Source organism: Massilia forsythiae (assembly GCF_012849555.1).
Taxonomy (GTDB): domain Bacteria; phylum Pseudomonadota; class Gammaproteobacteria; order Burkholderiales; family Burkholderiaceae_D; genus Telluria; species Telluria forsythiae.
In genome coordinates this window covers 2,907,642-2,926,471 of sequence record NZ_CP051685.1, presented here as the reverse complement: position 1 = coordinate 2,926,471, position 18,830 = coordinate 2,907,642, and the positions used below count along the sequence as shown (strand labels likewise).

The 18,830-nt window shown below is 66.2% G+C and carries 13 protein-coding genes; 10 read left to right on the top strand and 3 right to left on the bottom strand.

Going from position 1 to position 18,830, the window contains the following annotated elements; translation table 11 throughout:
- Nucleotides 1–86 precede the first annotated feature (86 nt).
- The 5 genes from HH212_RS12590 (at nucleotide 87) to HH212_RS12570 (ending at nucleotide 5,425) form a co-directional block, all read left to right on the top strand.
- Nucleotides 87–1,208: a M29 family metallopeptidase gene (locus HH212_RS12590; RefSeq protein WP_229217697.1), complete on the top strand. Its 1,122-nt coding sequence runs from the start codon at nucleotides 87–89 to the stop codon at nucleotides 1,206–1,208.
- A 27-nt stretch (nucleotides 1,209–1,235) separates the two neighbouring features.
- Nucleotides 1,236–2,075, top strand: a complete 840-nt coding sequence (locus tag HH212_RS12585; protein WP_170202787.1) for a phytanoyl-CoA dioxygenase family protein — start codon at nucleotides 1,236–1,238, stop codon at nucleotides 2,073–2,075.
- A 42-nt stretch (nucleotides 2,076–2,117) separates the two neighbouring features.
- The gene (locus HH212_RS12580; protein WP_229217696.1) at nucleotides 2,118–3,422 is read left to right on the top strand and encodes a type II toxin-antitoxin system HipA family toxin; all 1,305 of its coding nucleotides are present in this window, start codon (nucleotides 2,118–2,120) and stop codon (nucleotides 3,420–3,422) included.
- 17 nt (nucleotides 3,423–3,439) lie between these two features.
- Entirely contained in the window at nucleotides 3,440–3,928 is a 489-nt protein-coding gene (locus HH212_RS12575) for a helix-turn-helix transcriptional regulator (protein ID WP_170202786.1), read from the top strand.
- Between the two features lie 225 nt (nucleotides 3,929–4,153).
- Entirely contained in the window at nucleotides 4,154–5,425 is a 1,272-nt protein-coding gene (locus HH212_RS12570; protein ID WP_170202785.1) for a glucan 1,4-alpha-maltotetraohydrolase domain-containing protein, read from the top strand.
- 4 nt (nucleotides 5,426–5,429) lie between these two features.
- Here the strand turns inward: HH212_RS12570 and HH212_RS12565 are convergent, their stop codons facing one another.
- Nucleotides 5,430–6,614: a GGDEF domain-containing protein gene (locus HH212_RS12565; protein WP_170202784.1), complete on the bottom strand. Its 1,185-nt coding sequence runs from the start codon at nucleotides 6,612–6,614 to the stop codon at nucleotides 5,430–5,432.
- 342 nt (nucleotides 6,615–6,956) lie between these two features.
- Here HH212_RS12565 and HH212_RS12560 point away from each other — a divergent pair, with 342 nt between their 5' ends.
- From HH212_RS12560 to HH212_RS12540, 5 genes are all read left to right on the top strand, one after another.
- Entirely contained in the window at nucleotides 6,957–9,296 is a 2,340-nt protein-coding gene (locus tag HH212_RS12560; protein WP_229217695.1) for a M1 family metallopeptidase, read from the top strand.
- Between the two features lie 181 nt (nucleotides 9,297–9,477).
- The gene (locus HH212_RS12555) at nucleotides 9,478–11,964 is read left to right on the top strand and encodes a M1 family metallopeptidase (RefSeq protein WP_170202782.1); all 2,487 of its coding nucleotides are present in this window, start codon (nucleotides 9,478–9,480) and stop codon (nucleotides 11,962–11,964) included.
- A complete protein-coding gene (locus tag HH212_RS12550; protein ID WP_170202781.1) occupies nucleotides 11,961–12,473 on the top strand; it encodes a DUF6702 family protein in 513 nt (170 codons plus the stop codon). Before HH212_RS12555 ends, HH212_RS12550 begins: the two co-directional genes overlap by 4 nt.
- Complete coding sequence (locus tag HH212_RS12545) at nucleotides 12,470–14,527, top strand: TonB-dependent receptor (RefSeq protein ID WP_170202780.1); 2,058 nt, start codon at nucleotides 12,470–12,472, stop codon at nucleotides 14,525–14,527. The genes HH212_RS12550 and HH212_RS12545 overlap by 4 nt, the downstream gene beginning before the upstream one ends.
- A 24-nt stretch (nucleotides 14,528–14,551) precedes the next feature.
- Nucleotides 14,552–15,340 (top strand): 2OG-Fe dioxygenase family protein, encoded by a 789-nt coding sequence (locus HH212_RS12540; RefSeq protein ID WP_170202779.1) that lies wholly within the window; start codon nucleotides 14,552–14,554, stop codon nucleotides 15,338–15,340.
- Nucleotides 15,341–15,499: 159 nt separating this feature from the next.
- Here the strand turns inward: HH212_RS12540 and HH212_RS12535 are convergent, their stop codons facing one another.
- Nucleotides 15,500–16,792: a DUF1501 domain-containing protein gene (locus HH212_RS12535; RefSeq protein WP_170202778.1), complete on the bottom strand. Its 1,293-nt coding sequence runs from the start codon at nucleotides 16,790–16,792 to the stop codon at nucleotides 15,500–15,502.
- A gap of 43 nt (nucleotides 16,793–16,835) precedes the next feature.
- Nucleotides 16,836–18,518, bottom strand: coding sequence for a DUF1800 domain-containing protein (locus HH212_RS12530; protein ID WP_170202777.1), 1,683 nt, complete (start codon nucleotides 18,516–18,518; stop codon nucleotides 16,836–16,838).
- Nucleotides 18,519–18,830 lie beyond the last annotated feature (312 nt).

Genomic DNA, 18,830 nt, shown 5'->3' with positions numbered 1-18,830 from the left:
GGCACCGCCCCGGCGCCATCGCCGTGCCGGTTCGACGCTGGGTTTCGCCTATATAATGTCGCGTCGCTTTCCGCTTCCAGCCAGCAATGACCACCGCCCATCCTCCGCTCGACCTGCCGCCCGATTCCCCCGACCTGCCGGCCGCCGCCGTCGACGCCGCCACGGCCCACCTGCGCGACGTGCTGGCCTTCGCCCTCGAACACGGTCCCGCGCAGCGCGCGCTGGTGGTGTACGACACCCGCACCGGCCTGGCGCGCGCGCTGGCCGAGGCCTACCGCCGCAACCTGCCGGACGCCGACTTCGTCGACTTCGACGGCGCGGCCGCGGACGACGTGCTGGCCCGGTTCAAGCAACTGGCGCCGCACGACCTGGTGGTGCTGGTCCAGTCGAGCAACTTCCGCCTGGACGGCTTCCGCCTGCGCGTGGAACTGTTCAAGCTGGGCTTGAAAGTCATCGAGCACGTGCACCTGTCGCGCATGCCGGGCGCGCAGGGCGAGCACTACATCGAATCGCTGGCCTACGATCCGCAGTATTTCCGCGGCACCGGCCACGCGTTGAAGGAGCGCATCGACCGCGCCCGGCGCGCCGAAGTGCACGGCGGCGGCGCGGTGCTGGCGTTCGATTCGCCGTTCGAGCCGGCCAAGCTGAACGTGGGCGACTACCGCGCGATGAACAACGTCGGCGGCCAGTTCCCGATCGGCGAAGTGTTCACCGAGGCGTGCGACCTGGAAGCGGTCAACGGGCGCGCGCGCATCCACGTGTTCGGCGACACCGCGTACCTGGTCAACCGTCCCGACGAGCCGGTCACCGTGGTCATCGAGCGCGGCCGCGTGGTCGAGGCGATCGGCGCCACGCCGGCCTTCCAGCAGGTGCTCGACATCATCCGCCGCGACGAGGGCGAGGTGTGGGTGCGCGAACTGGGCTTCGGCCTGAACCGCGCCTTCACGCGCGAGCGCCGCGTCGACGACATCGGCACCTACGAGCGCATGTGCGGCATCCACCTGTCGCTGGGCGCCAAGCACGGCGTGTACAGCAAGCCGGGCTTCAAGCGCAAGGATGCGCGCTACCACATCGACGTGTTCGTCGAGACCGACGCGGTGTACCTGGACGGCGAACGGGTGTACGCGGACGGCGCCTGGACCGTGCCGGTCAGCGCCGTGCCGGTTGCCGCCGTGCCGGTTACCGTTACTTCGGCGCCAGGCCGCTGATTTTCATTTCACCGATTGGACACCCCCATGCTCACCCAGGAACAACGCGACGCCTACGGGCGCGACGGCTACATCGTCATCCCCGATTTCAAACCGCTGGACGAGATCGCACGTCTGCGCGCCCGTGCCGAAGCGATCGTCGACGCCTTCGACCCGGCCGAATCACGCGCCATCTTCACCACCCGCGACCAGGCGCGCGCCAGCGACGACTGGTTCCTCGGCTCCGACAACACGGTGCGCTGCTTCTTCGAGGAAGAAGCCTTCGGCACCGACGGCCAACTGAAGCAGGCCAAGGCGCTCTCGATCAACAAGATCGGCCACGCGATGCACGACCTGGATCCGGTATTCGCGGCCTTTACGCGCGATGCGAAACTGGCCGCGCTGGCGCGCGACCTCGGCCTGGAGCAGCCGCAGGTCTGGCAATCGATGTACATTTTTAAACAGCCCGGCATCGGCGGCGAAGTGCGCTGGCACCAGGACGCCACCTTCTTCGATTCCACCCCGATCAGCGTCACCACCTTCTGGTTCGCACTGGAAGACGCGACCGTCGACAACGGCTGCCTGTGGGTCGAGCCGGCCGGCCACCGCACGCCGCTGCGCGAACGCTTCCTGCGCGACGGCGATCGCATCGCCATGGAAAAGCTGGACGCCACGCCGTGGCCCGACGACAGCACCGCGATCCCGCTGGAAGCCAAGGCCGGCAGCCTGGTGTGCTTCCACGGCCTGCTGCCGCACTACAGCGCGCCCAACCGCTCGCCCGTGTCGCGCCATGCGTTCACGCTGCACGTGACCGATGGGCGCACCGAATATTCGCCGCGTAACTGGATCCAGCGCGGGGCGGCGTTGCCGGTGCGCGGGTTCGATTAAAAGATACTCGGGAGTGATGTACACTACTCCCGGGATCTTTTAATGCACTTTTCTCCACCGCCACATATGGATTGCCACATCGAGATTTTTCACGAAGGCCAGTGGCTGGAAGCTGCCCAAGTCAGTTTTTCCGATGTGGTCCGTAATGGTTTCCGCGCCGACGATTGCGTGTTCGAATACGATTTGAACTATGCATTCAGTGACGTGCCTCCAGTATCGCTCGCGTTCCCATTGAGCGCCGACCGTCAAGGCATGCAGGCGTGGCCGGCTTTCCTGTACGACCTCGTCCCGCAGGGCAATGGGCGCAGGTTCCTGCTCGGCCGCATGCAACTACCGGATGCGCAGGCTTCCGATCTGCCTTTGTTGTGTGCCGGCGCCTTCAATCCCATCGGACGCCTGCGCATCCGTGAAGCGGTGACGTATTTCGCCGCACACCGGGAGCGCCACGAGCTCGTGAATCGTGGTTTCGATTTCGACGAACTGCTCGCGCGGGCGCCCGAATTTCACGAAACCATGATGGTCCACGGCATGCTGGCTGCGGGCGGCACCGGCGTCCAGGGAGTCGCTCCCAAGTATCTGCTGACCCAGGCGCAAGATGGAAAATGGTTTCCCGATGCCGCCCTGCCCGACGACCGGGCACGGCGGCACTTCATCGTCAAGCGTCCGCGTGGCGCCAGCGAGGCCGACCGTAAAGTACTGCGTAACGAGGAAGGCTACATGCAAGTTGCCCGGCGCATGGGCCTTCGCACCGCCGAGTTGCCTTCGCTGCATGGCGACATGCTGTTCATTCCACGCTTCGACCGGCAAGCACGGGATGGACGCGTCTTGCGCCACCACCAGGAAAGCGCCGCTTCGATCGCAGGCTTGACAGGTTTCGGCGCGCAGGCCGACCAGTTCAAATTGCTCGCTGCAATCCGCGCCGTGGTCGACGATCCCATCGCGGACACCATCGAGTTCATCCAGCGCGATGTCCTCAACCTGGCGATGCGCAATCCCGACAATCACGCGCGCAATACGGCTGTGCAGATATTGGATGGCGCCATCAGCATCACGCCGCTCTTCGATTTTGCGCCGATGTACCTGGACCCCGAGGGCATCACGCGTGCGGCGCGCTGGTATCACAGCGAAAATGGCAAGGAATTGCAGCGCTGGGATGACGTGCTGGCGCACCTGGCCCTGCCCACGCTGCAGCACGAACGGCTGGTCGAGGCACTGTTGGAATTCGGCGCACAACTGGTCGCGCTGCCCGCCACCATGCGCGAAGCCGGCATCGATGAGGACATCGTCGACTTCGTCACGCCCAGCATCGACGCGCAACGTATACAACTCCTTACATTGAGGCCATGATGGGGAAACGAAAACCGATGGACAAGGTGCAGGCCAGGCAGTTGCGCAATCAATTGCTGGCGTCCGCAGCCGCCGCCAGGTTGCCGCTTACCGAAGGCGTGCGCGACATGCGCGCCATCTCCGGCATGACGCAGGAAGACTTCGCGCGCCATCGGGGCGTCAGCGCACGCGTCATCAAGGCGATCGAGCTCGGGCAGGGCAATCCGACCGTTGCGACCTTGAACCGCATCGGCGCGTTTTTCGGGCTGGAGGTGGCATTCGTGCCGGTCAGGCAGATAGGTGCCGATGACACGGCAATGCAAGCGGAAACGATGGCGGGCGAAACTGCGAACGGCACGCTTGGTCCGACACCGTCATCCATTCTCCAAGACATCAAGCGCGTGCAGGACGAGCTCAACACTCGGGCACACGAGATCGGCGTCCAGATGCGTTCCTTCGCCGAGACGGCGAAACTTGTCGAAGAAAGCATCAGGGCGGCGAGGCCACATAAAAGCGAAGAAAAATAATCCGCCTCTCTGCTTGAACTTTGCCTTCCATATTCTTCGTATTAAAACTACATACACGTCTTTGTTTTTATTGACATGTGAATCCGATCCTAACAGAATCGATTCAGGCAATGCAATTGAGACATGGCGCAAAATCACTATGCACGTAGTTTAAATACGTCTCTTGGTCCTGTCCCGGTTGCGGCGCCGCTTCACAACCACAACCCCGACCTATCGGAGGAGACAATGAAGAAAACCGCATCCCTCGCCCTGCTCGCCGCAGGCATCCTGGCGGCATCCGCCAGCGCCCACGCCGCCACCCCGGCAGCCCAGAGCGGCAACAGTTCCGCCGTCCTGCTTCAGGGCTTCCACTGGAATTCCGCCGCCTACGCCGGCCCCGACTGGTACAACACGCTGCAGGGCAAGGTCGGCGACCTGTCCGCGATGGGCTTTACGCACGTGTGGTTCCCGCCGCCTTCGGATTCGGCGGCGCGCGAAGGCTACCTGCCGCGCCAGCTGAACAAGCTCGATTCCAGCTACGGCAGCGCGGCCGAGCTGACCAACGTGGTCAACGCCTTTAAAAACCAGGGCGTGAAATCGATCGTCGACGTGGTGGTCAACCACCGTGTCGGCACCACCGGCTGGTCCGACTTCACCAACCCGAACTGGACCACCTACACCATCGTCAACAACGACGAGTGCAATTGCGGCCTGGGTGCGGGCGATACCGGCGACGGCTTCAGCGGCGGGCGCGACCTGGCGCACACCAATGTCGGCGAAGTCCAGAACGGCATCGTCAACTGGCTCAACTACACGCTCAAGCCGGTCGGCTTCACCGGCCTGCGCTTCGACTACGTGAAGGGCTTCGGCGCCAACTACGTGGGCCAGTACGCCAACGCCTTCCAGGCCGAGTTCTGCGTGGGCGAGCTGTGGCCGGACTTCGACATCAACAACATCGATGCCAACCGCCAGGCGACCATGAACTGGATCAACGCCACCGGCAGCAGCTGCGGCGCCTTCGACTTCGCCACCAAGGGCATCCTCAACGACGCCCTGGCCAACGGCAACTACTGGCGCCTGAAAGCCACCGACGGCAAGCCGCAGGGCGCGATCGGCTGGTGGCCGGCGATGTCGGTGACCTTCGTCGACAACCACGACACCGGCCCGGCCGAGAGCTGCGGCAGCGGCCAGAACCTGTGGCCGGCGCCGTGCGGCAAGGTGATGGAAGGCTATGCCTACATCCTCAGCCACCCGGGCATCCCGACCGTGTTCTACCCGCACATCTACGACTGGAACCTCAAGACGCAGATTGCCGCGCTGATCAAGGCGCGCAAGGCGGCCGGCGTGACCTCCACCTCGGCGGTGTCGATCCAGCAGGCGACCCAGGGCCTGTACGCGGCCATCGTCACCGGCTCGACGCGCCAGCTGGCCATGAAGATCGGTCCGAACAGCTGGAGCCCGGGTGCCGGCTGGACGCTGCAGACCTCGGGCACCAACTACGCGGTGTGGACCAAGTAACAGCCTAGGCGCCGGCGGCGCGCCGGCTGGCCGGCGGCGTTGCCTGCACGTCCACGCCATGCACGCTGACCCGGTTGCGGCCATGCTGCTTGGCGTAATACAGCGCCTCGTCGGCGCGGCGCAGGATGTCTTCCCAGCCGGCGTCGCCGGGAAGCAGCGCGGCCACGCCGACGCTCACCGTCATGCGCACCTCGTGGCGGCCGCCCACGTCCAGCGGCGTGGCCGCCACCAGCGCGCGCAGGCGTTCGGCGACCGCGCCGGCCTGGTGCGCGCGCGCGCCCGCCACCGGCACCGCGAATTCCTCGCCGCCGATGCGGAACAGGGCGCCGCAACCGCGCAGCACCCCGTCCGACAGCGCGGCCACGTGGCGGATGGCGCTGTCGCCGACCGCGTGGCCATGGCGGTCGTTGATCGACTTGAAGTGGTCGATGTCGAAGGTGATGAAGGCGAGCGGCGCGCCGTCGCGGCGGCAGCGCGCGAGGGTGCGCGCGGCGGCTTCGTGCAGCGCGCGCCGGTTCAGGCAGCCGGTCAGCATGTCGGTCAGCGATGCCAGCCGCAGCGCGCGCGCCTGCTGCTGGTGCACGATCATCACGCAGCTGAGCATCGCCACCGACAGGAACACCAGCACCGCCAGCGATCCCGAAATCTGCAGGAAGCGGCTGACCGCCGGCGTCATGCTGCCGCCTTCGCCGGCCAGCAGGTAGCCCGCGCGCACGGTCTGCTGGACCAGGAAGCACGTCTCCAGCAGGATCATCGGCATGCCGGCGCGGCGTGCTTCGCGGTCGGGCTGGCGCCACAGCAGCCGGGCGGCGCTGAAATTGATGCCGGCGATAATCGGCGTGAACAGCAGCACCCGGTGCGCCAGCGACGACTGCACCGGCGCCAGCACGTGGGCGCCGAGGATCGCCAGCGCCAGCACGCCCATCGCCTCCCAGCGCGGAGGCAGGCCGAGATGGCGGCGCAGGCCCGCCAGGATGCCGAAGTGGCCGGCGACGTAGAACACGTTGCCGGCGCCGGGCACCAGGAACTGCTCGGTCGGAAACGCGATCATGAGCGCCGACAGCACGTTGTTCGCCGCAAAGAACAGGCCGGCCAGCGCCCAGTCGAACAGGCAGCGCTGGCGCGCGCCGGCGTGGTACAGCAAGCCCATGCCGAGCGCCATGCTGGCGCCCACCAGGGCAGTGGCCACGACCAATGTAAAGGGATCCATCGTCCGGTTTCGCAGAAAACTGATCTGCAAGTTAATTGCAAGTTCAATAGTATAAATTTATTGCTATAACGTAAAGCTCACACATTGTTTCAGTTTAGTAAATACAGAGTGATTTGCACACCGCTGCCCTGCTTCGTATGGCAATCCATGAGTACCTGAAATGCAACATTTAACCCAATCCAGGTATTTGTAACAGTCTTGTTACAAATCAAAAAAGGAAAGATACAGGAGGTACGACTAGAATATTTTCTTTATTTCAACCAAGAACGCAGGGAAAACATGATACGTTTGCCGATCGGCCTGGCGGCGCTATGCCTCACCATGTCAGCAATTGCAGCGGAACCTTTCGACGACAAGTTCCGCCAGCTCGACGAATTGCTGCCGACCCCGACCACGATCCGCACCGCCTCCGGCGCACCGGGCCACGCCTACTGGCAGCAGCGCGCCGACTACCAGATCCGCGCCTCGCTGGACGAAGCCAACCGCGCGATCACCGGTGCCGAGACGATCACGTATCACAACAATTCCCCGGACACCCTATCCTACCTGTGGGTACAGCTCGACCAGAACATCTACAAACCGAACTCGGACGCCCGCACCACCGCCACCGTGCCGTCGCGCGACGGCTGGGCCAAGGCGCGCGGTCCGGAAGACGGCGTCAAGTTCGACGCCGTGCGCACGTTGCTGGAAGCACGCACCTTCCCGGGCGGCTTCAACATCAAGAGCGTCAAGGACGCCAACGGCCGTCCGCTGAACTTCGTGATCAACCGTACCATGATGCGCATCGACCTGCCGCAGCCGCTCAAGGCCGGCGCGCGCGTGGCGTTCTCGATCGAGTGGAACTACAACATCACCGAATCGAAGGTGCTGGGCGGGCGCTCGGGCTACGAGAAGTTCGACGACAAGAACGACCTGTTCGAGATCGCCCAGTGGTTCCCGCGCATGGCCGCCTACTACGATGTCTACGGCTGGCAGCACAAGCAGTTCCTGGGCGCCGGCGAGTTCACGCTGGAGTTCGGCGACTACGACATCCAGCTGACCGTGCCGGCCGACCACGTGGTGGCCTCCACCGGCGAACTGCAGAACCCGGACGCGGTCCTGAGCGCGGCCCAGCGCGAGCGCCTGCGCCAGGCGCGCAGCGCGACCAAGCCGGTGGTGATCGTCACCCAGGCCGAGGCGGAAGCCAAGGAAAAGACGCGCGCCGCCGGTACCCGCACCTGGCACTTCAAGGCGAAGAACGTGCGCGACTTCGCGTTCGCCTCCAGCCGCAAGTTCATCTGGGACGCGCAGGGCTACAAGAAGGGCAATACCGACGTGCTGGCCATGTCGTACTACCCGAAGGAAGGCAACCCGCTGTGGGAAAAGTACTCGACCCAGTCGATCATCCACACCATCGACCAGTACAACAAGTACTCGTTCGACTACCCGTACCCGGTGGCGATCTCGGTGAACGGCCCGGTGGGCGGCATGGAATACCCGATGATCTCGTTTAACGGCCCACGTCCCACCAAGGACAAGAAGACCGGCGAACTGACCTATTCCAAGCGCACCAAGTACGGCCTGATCAGCGTGATCATCCACGAGGTCGGCCACAACTACTTCCCGATGGTGGTCAATTCGGACGAGCGCCAGTGGACCTGGATGGACGAGGGCCTGAACAGCTTCGTGCAGTACCTGGCCGAGCAGGCCTGGGAAGAGCACTATCCGCAGTCGCGCGGCGAACCGCGCGTGATCGCCGAGTACATGAAGAGCCGCAACCAGGTGCCGATCATGACCAACTCGGAATCGGTGCTCCAGTTCGGCAACAACGCCTATGCCAAGCCGACCGCCGCACTGATCGTGCTGCGCGAGACGGTGCTCGGCCGCGAGCTGTTCGACTTCGCGTTCAAGGAATACGCGCAACGCTGGAAGTTCAAGCGTCCGACCCCGGCCGACTTCTTCCGCACCATGGAAGACGCTTCCGGCACCGACCTCGACTGGTTCTGGCGCGGCTGGTTCTACACCACCGACGCGGTCGACGTCAGCGTGGACGGCATCAGCGAATACTCGATCGGCACGAAGGACCCGGAAGTGGAAAAGGCGTGGAAGCGCGCCCAGCGCGACGCCGAGCCGGTGTCGATCACCGACCAGCGCAACAAGGGCACCCTGCCCCGCCGCATCGACGCGCACCCGGAGCTGAAGGACTTCTATAACGAGCACGACGACTTCACCGTCACCAACAAGGACCGCAACACCTACAACACGGCGGTGGAAGACCTGGAGGATTGGCAAAAGGCGCTGCTCAAGGAAGGCAAGCATTTGTACCTGGTCGACTTCTCGAACCTGGGCGGACTGGTGTCGCCGCTGGTGCTCGAGATCCAGCTGGCCAGCGGCAAGAAGTATATCGAGCGCGTGCCGGCCGAAGTGTGGCGCTATTCGCCGAAGAAGATCACCAAGCTGATCATCACGGACGAGCCGATGGTCGGCCTGACGCAAGACCCGTACTGGGAAACCGCCGACACCGACACCAGCAACAACAGCTGGCCGCGCAAGGCGACGCCGTCGCGCCTGGAGCTGTACAAGGCGCAGCAGCCGCAGAATGACCTGATGAAGGATTTCAACGAGAAGTTGAAGACCAAGGAAGACAAGGCGGCGGCGACGGACGCGCAGAAGGCCGAGTGACCATCGCATCCACACCGCGCCAATAGCCGGCGTGATGTGGACGGCGTAGGGTGGACGGCGCATGCGGCGCCATGATGCAAGCGCCGAGGTGCAGCCGTCCACCCTACGCCTCTGACAATTCCGACACCCGGCAGCCGCACCCACGAGGTCCGGCTGCCGTTTTACCTATCGAACCCGAGATATGAAACGCCTGCCCGCCTGCCTGACTGTTCCCGTCATCGCCCTCACCCTGAGCGCGTCCCTGGTCGCTTCCGCCTTCGCCGCCGACCCTTTCGACGACAAGTTCCGCCAGCTCGACGAACTGCTGCCGACGCCGACCGACACCCGCACCGCTTCCGGCGCCCCCGGCCACGCCTACTGGCAGCAGCGTGCCGACTATCGCATCCGCGTCACGCTGGACGAAAACAAGCGCGCGGTGAGCGGCGCGGAAACCGTCACCTACCACAACAATTCGCCGGACACCCTCGCCTACCTGTGGGTGCAGCTGGACCAGAACATGTTCCGCGCCGATTCGGACAACCGCAGCGTCGCCAGCTACCCGTCGCGCGACGCCTGGCGCAGCCCCGCCGGCGGCACCGGCGCGCCCGGCGGCCAGGCCGGCCTGGCGTACGACGCGGCGCGCTTCCTGATGGAGAGCCGCACATTCGACGGCGGCTACAAGATCGCCAGCGTGACCGACACGGCGGGGCGTCCGCTGAAGGTCGTCGTCAACAAGACCATGATGCGCATCGACCTGCCGCAGCCGTTGAAGCCGGGTGCGCGCTTCTCGTTCGACATGGCGTGGAGCTTCAACGTGCCGGAGACGAACGTGCTGGGCCGGAGGATGGGCTTCGAACGATTCGATAAAGAGGACAAGAACGACCTGTTCGAGATCGCCCAGTTCTTCCCGCGCATGGCGGCCTACTACGACGCCCACGGCTGGCAGAACAAGCAATACCTGGGCGACGGCGAATTCACGCTGGAGTTCGGCGACTACGAGGTCGACATCACCGTCCCGGCCGACCACGTCGTGGCCGCCACCGGCGAACTGCAGAACGCCGGCGCGGTGCTGACCGCCGCCCAGCGCGAGCGCCTGCAGCAGGCGCGCACGGCGACCAAACCGGTGGTCATCGTCACCCAGGCGGAAGCGGAAGCCGCCGAAAAAGGCCGCGCCACGGCCACCAGGACCTGGCGCTTCAAGGCGAAGAACGTGCGCGACTTCGCGTTCGCGTCGAGCCGCAAGTTCATCTGGGATGCGCAGGGTTTCAAGAAGAACGGCACCGACGTGCTGGCCATGTCGTACTACCCGAAGGAAGGCAACCCGCTGTGGGAAAAGTACTCGACCCAGGCGATCATCCACACCATCGACCAGTACAACAAGTACTCGTTCGACTACCCGTATCCGGTGGCGATCTCGGTGAACGGGCCGGTCGGCGGCATGGAATACCCGATGATCTCGTTCAACGGCGGGCGCCCGACCAAAGACAAGAAGACCGGCGCCCTCACCTATTCGAAGAACGTGAAGTACGGCCTGATCAGCGTGATCATCCACGAGGTCGGCCACAACTACTTCCCGATGGTGGTCAATTCGGACGAGCGCCAGTGGACCTGGATGGACGAGGGCTTGAACTCGTTCCTGCAATTCCTGGCCGAGCAGGCCTGGGAAGAACACTATCCGGCACGCCGCGGCGAAGCGCGCAACATCGTCGACTACATGAAGAGCCGCAACCAGCAGCCGATCATGACCAACGGCGAATCGATCGCCAACCGCGGCGCCAACGCCTACGCCAAGCCGGCCACCGCGCTGAACGTGCTGCGCGAGACGGTGCTCGGCCGCGACCTGTTCGACTTCGCGTTCAAGGAATATGCGCAGCGCTGGAAATTCAAGCGCCCGACCCCGGCCGACTTCTTCCGCACCATGGAAGACGCCTCCGGCACCGACCTCGACTGGTTCTGGCGCGGCTGGTTCTACGGCACCGACGCGGTCGACGTCAGCGTGGACGGCATCAGCGAGTACAGCATCGGCACGAAGGATCCGGAAGTGGAAAAGGCGTGGAAGCGCGCCCAGCGCGATGCCGAGCCGGTGTCGCTCACCGACCAGCGCAACAAGGGCACCTTGCCGCGCCGCGTCGACGCACACCCGGAACTGAAGGATTTCTATAACGAGCACGACGACTTCACCGTCACCAACCGCGATCGCAACCAGTACAATGAAGCGGTGGAAGGCCTGGAGGATTGGGAAAAGGCGCTGCTCAAGGAAGGCAAACACTTGTACCTGGTCGACTTCTCCAACCTTGGCGGCCTGGTGACGCCGCTGGTGCTGGAGATCCAGCTGGCCAGCGGAAAAAAAACCATCGAACGCGTGCCGGCCGAAGTGTGGCGCTATTCGCCGAAGAAGATCACCAAGCTGATCATCACCGACGAGCCGATGGTGGGCCTGACCCAGGACCCGTACCTGGAAACCGCCGACACCGACACCGGCAACAACAGCTGGCCGCGCAAGGCGACGCCGTCGCGCCTGGAACTGTACAAGACGCAGCAACCGCAAAACGACATGATGAAAGATTTCAGCGAAAAACTGAAGACCAAGGACGCCGGCAAGAACGGCACCAAGGATGCCAACGACGGCGCCAAGGACCGCGTAAAGGCCGCGCAACAGGCGGTCGAAGCGGGCAAGGCGGTCGAATGACGCTGCGCCGCACCCTGGCACGAGGTGCGCGCTGGGCCTGCGCCGCCGCGCTGGCCTGCGCCGCGCTGGCGGCGCAGGCGCACCGCTTCCACGCCGGCATCACCGACGTCAGCCACAACGCCCATACCGGCAGCCTCGAAGTCGTGCACACCTACATGGCGCACGACGTCGAGGCGCTGCTGGCGAACCTTTATCAACGCCAGTTCGACCTGTCCGACCCGGACGACCAGGCGGTGCTGCGCAAGTACGTCGAACAGCGTTTCTGGCTGGCGGACAAGGCCGGCCGCCGCCTGGCCCTGAACTGGGTCGGCCTGACGGTCGACACCGACAGCGTCACCGTCTTCCAGGAAGTGCCGCAGACGCCGGCCGAGAAGGTGGACACCATCCACGACGCCGTGCTGAGCGACTTCCTGCCCGACCAGTCCAACACCGTCAACCTCACCGCGGGCGGCAGCCTGCGCACCTTCGGCTTTTCCGCCGCCCGCACCGAACTTTCCGTCAACCGATGACCTTGCCTTCCCTGACCCCGCTTCCGCTTGCCGCCGCGCTGGCGGCGCTGTTCGTCCATGCCCACGCCCTCGCCGACGACCCCGTGATCCAGCGCGTGCTGGTCGAAGGCTCGCGCGCCAGCCAGCTCGGCATCGCCGATTCCGCCAACGCCGGCAGCGTCAGCCAGAAGGAACTGGAGATGCGCACCATCTACCGGCCCGGCGAACTGCTGGAGGCGACGCCGGGCTTGATCGCCAGCCAGCACAGCGGCGAAGGCAAGGCCAACCAGTTCTACCTGCGCGGCTTCAACCTCGACCACGGCACCGACCTGGCGACCTGGGTGGACGACATGCCGGTCAACCAGCGCAGCCACGCGCACGGCCAGGGCTGGACCGACCTGAACTTCCTGATCCCGGAACTGACCGCGCGCCTGGATTACCGCAAGGGGCCGTATTCGCCGCGCGACGGCGACTTCGCCTCGGCCGGCAGCGCCTACGTCACCTACGCCAACCGCCTGGCGCGCGACGTCGCCACCATCAGCGCCGGCCAGAACGGCTACCTGCGCACCGCGCTGGCCGCGTCCACCGATGCCGCCGACGGCGTGCTCACCTATGCCGTCGAGGCGCTGCACAACGACGGCCCGTTCACGCGCGGCGACGACTACAAGAAGCTCAACGGCGTGCTGCGCTACAGCCGCGGCTACGCCAACAACGGCTGGAGCGTGACGGCGATGGCCTACCACGGCAGCTGGAACGCGACCGACCAGGTGCCCGGGCGCGCGGTGGACAGCGGCCGGATCGGGCGCTTCGACGCCGTCGACAATACCGACGGCGGCGACGCGCGCCGCTACAGTCTGTCCGGCGTATGGCGCCAGACGAGCGCCGAATCGGCGACCAAGGTCAATGCCTACGTGATCCGCAACCAGCTCGACTTGTGGTCGAACTTCACCTATTTTCTCGACGATCCGGTCAACGGCGACCAGTTCGCCCAGCCGGACCGGCGCGTGACGACCGGCTTCAACGCCGTCCATACCTGGCACGCGCACCGCAGCGAGGACATGAGTTCCGACATCACTGTCGGCCTGCAGGGCCAGAACGACAACATCTTCAACGGCCTGTACCACACCGTGGCGCGCCGCACCCTCGACACCACGCGCCAGGACCACATCCGCGAGAGCAGCGGCGCCGCCTGGATCGAGAATGCCACCCGCTGGACGCCGTGGCTGCGCAGCACGCTCGGCGTGCGCGCCGACAAGTACCGCTTCCGCGTGCAGGGCGACCGCGCCGGGAATGCCGGCAGCGCCGCCGACTGGCTGGCCAGCCCGTCGCTGAACCTGGCGCTGGGTCCATGGCAGGACAGCGAGGTCTATGTCAATTACGGCACCGGCTTCCACAGCAACGATGCGCGCGGCACCGTGGCCACGGTCGACCCGAAGACCCTGGAAGCGGTCGGGCGCGCGCCCGGCCTGGTGCGCTCGCGCGGCCTGGAGCTCGGCCTGCGCACCGAGGCGATCCCGAAGATGCAGACCGCGCTGTCGCTGTACCGGCTGGATTTCGATTCCGAGCTGACCTACGTCGGCGACGAAGGCACCACCGAGGCCGGCCCGCCGAGCCGGCGCTACGGCATCGAGTTCTCGAACTACTACAAACCCTTGAAATGGCTGTCGATCGACTTCGACGCCGCCTTTGCGCGCGCGCGCTCGCGCGGCGTGGAAGCCGGCCAGGACCGCATTCCGGGCGCGGTCGAGGGCGTGGGCCAGCTGGCCTTGACCGTCACCCAGCTGGGGCCATGGGAAGGCGCGCTGCGCCTGCGCTACTTCGGGCCGCGTCCGCTATTGGAAGACAACAGCGTGCGCTCGCATTCCAGCACCACGCTCAACGGGCGCATCGGCTACCGTGTCAACAAGGACCTGCGGGTGGAACTGGAGGGCTTCAACCTGGCCAACCGCAAGGCGTCGGCGATCGATTATTACTATGCGTCGCAGTTGCACGGCGAAGCGACGGCGCGAGACGATATCCATTTCCACCCGATCGAATCGCGCTCCTTCCGAGTGACCCTGATTCAGAATTGGTGAAAGCAAATGGTGTACGCTAGCGGGATGACCAGTACACATACCCCTTATACCGATCCATCCCGCGTCGTCGACGCCCTGCGCGGCGACGGCTACGCGCTGCTGCGCCCGGCCGACGTGGCGGCCCTGGCCGGCTGTTCCCTCGACGACCTGCAGGCGCTGGCGCCGAGCTGGGACCGGCTCGAACTCGACCAGTACCTGAAGGACGGCGGCCGCTACCGCCGCCGCCGCCATTCCTGCTTCATCGACTCTGGCGACGCTGGCGACGCCGGCAACGCTGCCGGCGGCGGCGGTACGCTGGTGCAGAGCCCGCACCGCGCGCACTGGCAGCCGGTCGAATACAACGCGCTGCACGGCGGCATGCACCGCCTGTTCGTGCCGATCGAACCCGCCACCATCGAACAGCCGGCCTGGGGCAAACTGCTGGGCGCGCTCGGCGGCGTCTGCTCGCAGGTGCGCGGCGTACGCACCTGGTACGTGGAAGCCCACCAGTTCCGCATCGACACCCTGGACGGCATCGGCCGCCCGACCCCGGAAGGCGCGCACCGCGACGGCGTCGATTTCGTCGCCGTGATCCTGGTGGGGCGCGCGCACATCAAGGGCGGCGAGACGCGCGTGTTCGAGGCCGACGGTCCCAGGGGACAGCGCTTCACCATGCTGGAACCGTGGACGCTGCTGCTGCTGGACGACGCCGCCGTGATCCACGAGTCGACGCCGATCCAGCCGCTCGGTGGGCAGGGGCACCGCGATACGCTGGTGCTGACCTGGCGCGCCGAGGGGTTCCAGGGCGATGGGGTGGAGACGACCGGCGCTTGAACGCGCCTTGAGCAAAAAAAAGCCCGCCACCTTGCGGCGCGGGCTGAATCCAGGTTTTTCGGAGAAAAACTGGAGGAGACGGTTTCAATATAGACCACAGTTTTGTGCACCGCAATACAGTAAAACTACGGTATCCAATCGTGCGCGCCTAGAGCGAACTCAAGTATTGAACAGGCGGAACGAGGCCATTCTTTGCGGCATTGCGGGAAACACCTGGACCAGTTTCGGATCGGCCAGTCGCAGATGCCGTTCCGCCACCTGCGCCAGCACCGAGCGGAAATCGGTGGTCACCGGCAAGTCACGGCCTTCGTGCAGCGCGTCGTCGCCGATGCCGGCCCAGTCGCCGTACACCTTGCCGCCGTCGACCTTCCCGCCCAGCACCCACATCACGTTGCCGTGCCCGTGGTCGGTGCCGCCGTTGCCGTTCTCGCGCGCGGTGCGGCCGAATTCGGACACCACCAGCACCACCGTGTCGTCGAACAGCGGCCCCAGGCGCTCGGCCAGCACCGCCAGGCCCTGTCCGAGGGGCGCCAGGCGATTCGCCAGCTGGCCGCCGGCGGCGCCCTGCCCGGCGTGCGTGTCCCAGCCGCCCAGCGCCACGAAGGCGAGCTGGATGCGCGGGTCGTTGCGCATCAGCGTGGCCAGGCGCGCGGCGTCGTCCGGAAAGCCGTTGGGCAGCGGCGCGCCGCGGTCGGCCGCCTGCATCTCGCGGCTCTGGGCAGCGGCCATCACGTCCCGGTGCGCTTGTCTCCCTTCGCGGTAGGCGCGGCCGAAGCGCGGGTGGTCCGCATACAGCTGGTCGAAGGCGGCGCCCAGCGCCGGACGGTCGAGTGCATCCGCGCGCGTGGCGGCGGCGCCGTTGGGCAGGTTGACCGCGGCCACGCTGCCGGACAGGATGCGCGGCAGCACCGGGCCGATGCCCAGCAGCCGGGTCGGCGCCGGCGTGCCCGGCAATGCCGCCACCAGCCGGTTCATCCAGCCGTCCGCCGTGTTCTTGCGGCCGGGGGTGCCGGATTCCAGGTAATCCTGGGCGTCGAAGTGGGAGCGCGTGGCGTCCGGCGAGCCGCTGGCGTGCACGAAGGCCAGCTTCTTTTCTCGCCACAGCGGCTGCAGGCCGGCCAGCGCCGGGTGCAGGCCGAAGTAGCCGTCCAGGTCGAGCGCGCCGCCCTCCATGCCGGGCGCGGCCAGGCCGATGGTGGGGCGCAGGCGCAGGTAGTTGGCGTCGCCGACCGGCGCCACCACGTTCAGGCCGTCCACCGCGCCGCGCAGCATGACCACCACCAGTTTCTTGCGCGCCGCCGCGGGGCCGGCGGCGGCAAAGGCGTTGGCGCCGGCGTCGATGGAGGGCGCGGTGGCGGCCCAGGCGTTGGCGCCGAGCGGCAGCACCAGGCCGGCGCCAAGATTGGCGACGAACGAAGCGCTGAGCGTATTCAGGAAATCCCTGCGTCGCATGATCGTTTCCTTTGCTGTGATGGTGGTGTCGATGGGTGCCTGGTCAGCGCTGCATGAAATCCGGGCTGCCGAGCAGCATGGCGGCGCGCAGGTTGGCCGGAGATCGGCCGGCGATATCCAGCGTGTGCGGCGAGATCGCCTCCGCCAGCGTGGCCTGCAGTTGCGCCGGATCGAGGGCGATGGGCGCGGCCGGGGCCGCGGCCGGCTTCGGCGCGGGCGCCATGGAGGCCGCCATGTCCGCGGCATCGCCGCCGCCTGGGTTGGCCGCAGTAGGCGCCATGGCGCGCGCCGCGTTCGTCGCAGCCGGCGGCACAAGCGTTACAAGCGTCGCTGCGGCGGGCGCCTTGTCCAGCCCCAGTTTGCCGTTCGCCAGCGCCGCGGCGAAGCCGATGCGGCGCGCCAGCGCATCCGGATTCAGCCACGCTTCCTGCGTGTTCTTGTAGCCGTCCGGCGTCTGGCAGCCGTACAGCGGCATGCCCAGGCCGTTGAGGGCGCCCAGCAGCGGTTCCACGTTACGCACCGGCACCGCGCCGGCGCGCACCGCGGACACCACGAACTGGTACGGCGTCTTGAACTTGGCGCCGGCGTTGCCCGCCGCCATGAACTCGGCGCTGGAAAACAGCGTGCGCAGCACCGATCGGATGTCGCCGCCGGTCTCGCGCCAGGTGCGCGCCATGCGCTCGACCAGCGCCTGCGGCGGATCGTCGCTGACGAAGTACTGCGCCAGCTGGCGGCTGACGTGGCGCGCGGTGGTTGGGTGCATGGCCAGCACGTCGAGCGCGTGTTCGCCTTCGCGCTGACCGTCCGGGGCGATCTGCTGCCCCAGCCAGGTCTTGCTGCCGGCGTCGTGGCGCCTGGCGTCGAAGCGGAAGGTCTCGCCGCGCTCGACCAGGCGCTTGCGCTCGAAGGTCCAGCCGGTCAGCATGCGCGCCAGCTCGGTCACGTCCTGCTGCGAATAGCCCCCGTCCACGCCGAGCGTGTGCAGTTCCATCAGCTCGCGCGCATAGTTTTCGTTGACCCCGCGCGCCGACGATTGCGCGTTGTCGAGGTAGACCAGCATCGCCGGATGGGTGGCGGTGGCGCCCAGCAGGTTGCGGAAGGAACCCAGCGCGTACGGGCGGATGGCGTCGCGCTCGTAGCTGGCGACCAATGCGCGGTCGATGTCCTTGCCGGCGAAGACATTGAAATGGTTGTACCAGAAGTCGACCATGACTTCTTCCAGCTGGCGCGGGCTGTCGATGGCGCGCAGCAGCCGGGCCTCGGCTTCCTGGCGCGTCGCCTGCGCCTGGCGGCGGCGGCGCTGTTCCTTGGCCTCCGATCCTTCGTTGCGGGCTTCCTTGCGCAGTTCCAGGAATTCGCCCAGCGCCGCGCCGGCGCCGCGGTTGACGCTGTCGAGCGCCTCCAGGCGCGCCGTCAGCGCCGGCGGCAGCGGGATCGCTTCCGGATGCAGCTGCTCGTCGATCCAGCGCGCCACGCCCATGCGCTCGACGCGCTCGACGTCGCCGGGGCGCGGGCCGAACGCCAGACGGTTCAGCACGTGCACTGCCTGCTGCTCTTGCGTCAGCGGCGCGTTCGAGGGCGCGGGCGCCTTGCTGGCCGCAGCCTCGGACACCGGCGCAGCGGTGGACGACGCGGTGGACGACGCGGGCGCCGCCGCCAGTGCCGCCGGCAGCACCAGGGCGACACGCAGGCCGGCCTGCAGAAAGAACGGGATACGTCGATGCATGGTTGCGCTCCATTGTGGAGGATTCCCGACATTTAACGCCCAAGCGCCGCGTTTGCATACGGCCCTCGCGTGAAATCGGTAAGGAGTTGTAACAACGTGGCTTGGTTGCCACATAGCAACGGAATGCGGCTGTCCCGCTCAATGTTGCTTTGCGGTACGCTGCGGTTTGTTACACTATGGCGGTTAACCACCAGCGCACGTCAGCTATCATGAACCGGTTGGCCGTCCATGTCACCGCTCCTGCCGTGTCCGCCTCACACGCCGCCGGCGTCCCGGTCCGCGCTGCCGCACTCTTCCGGAATACCATTTCCC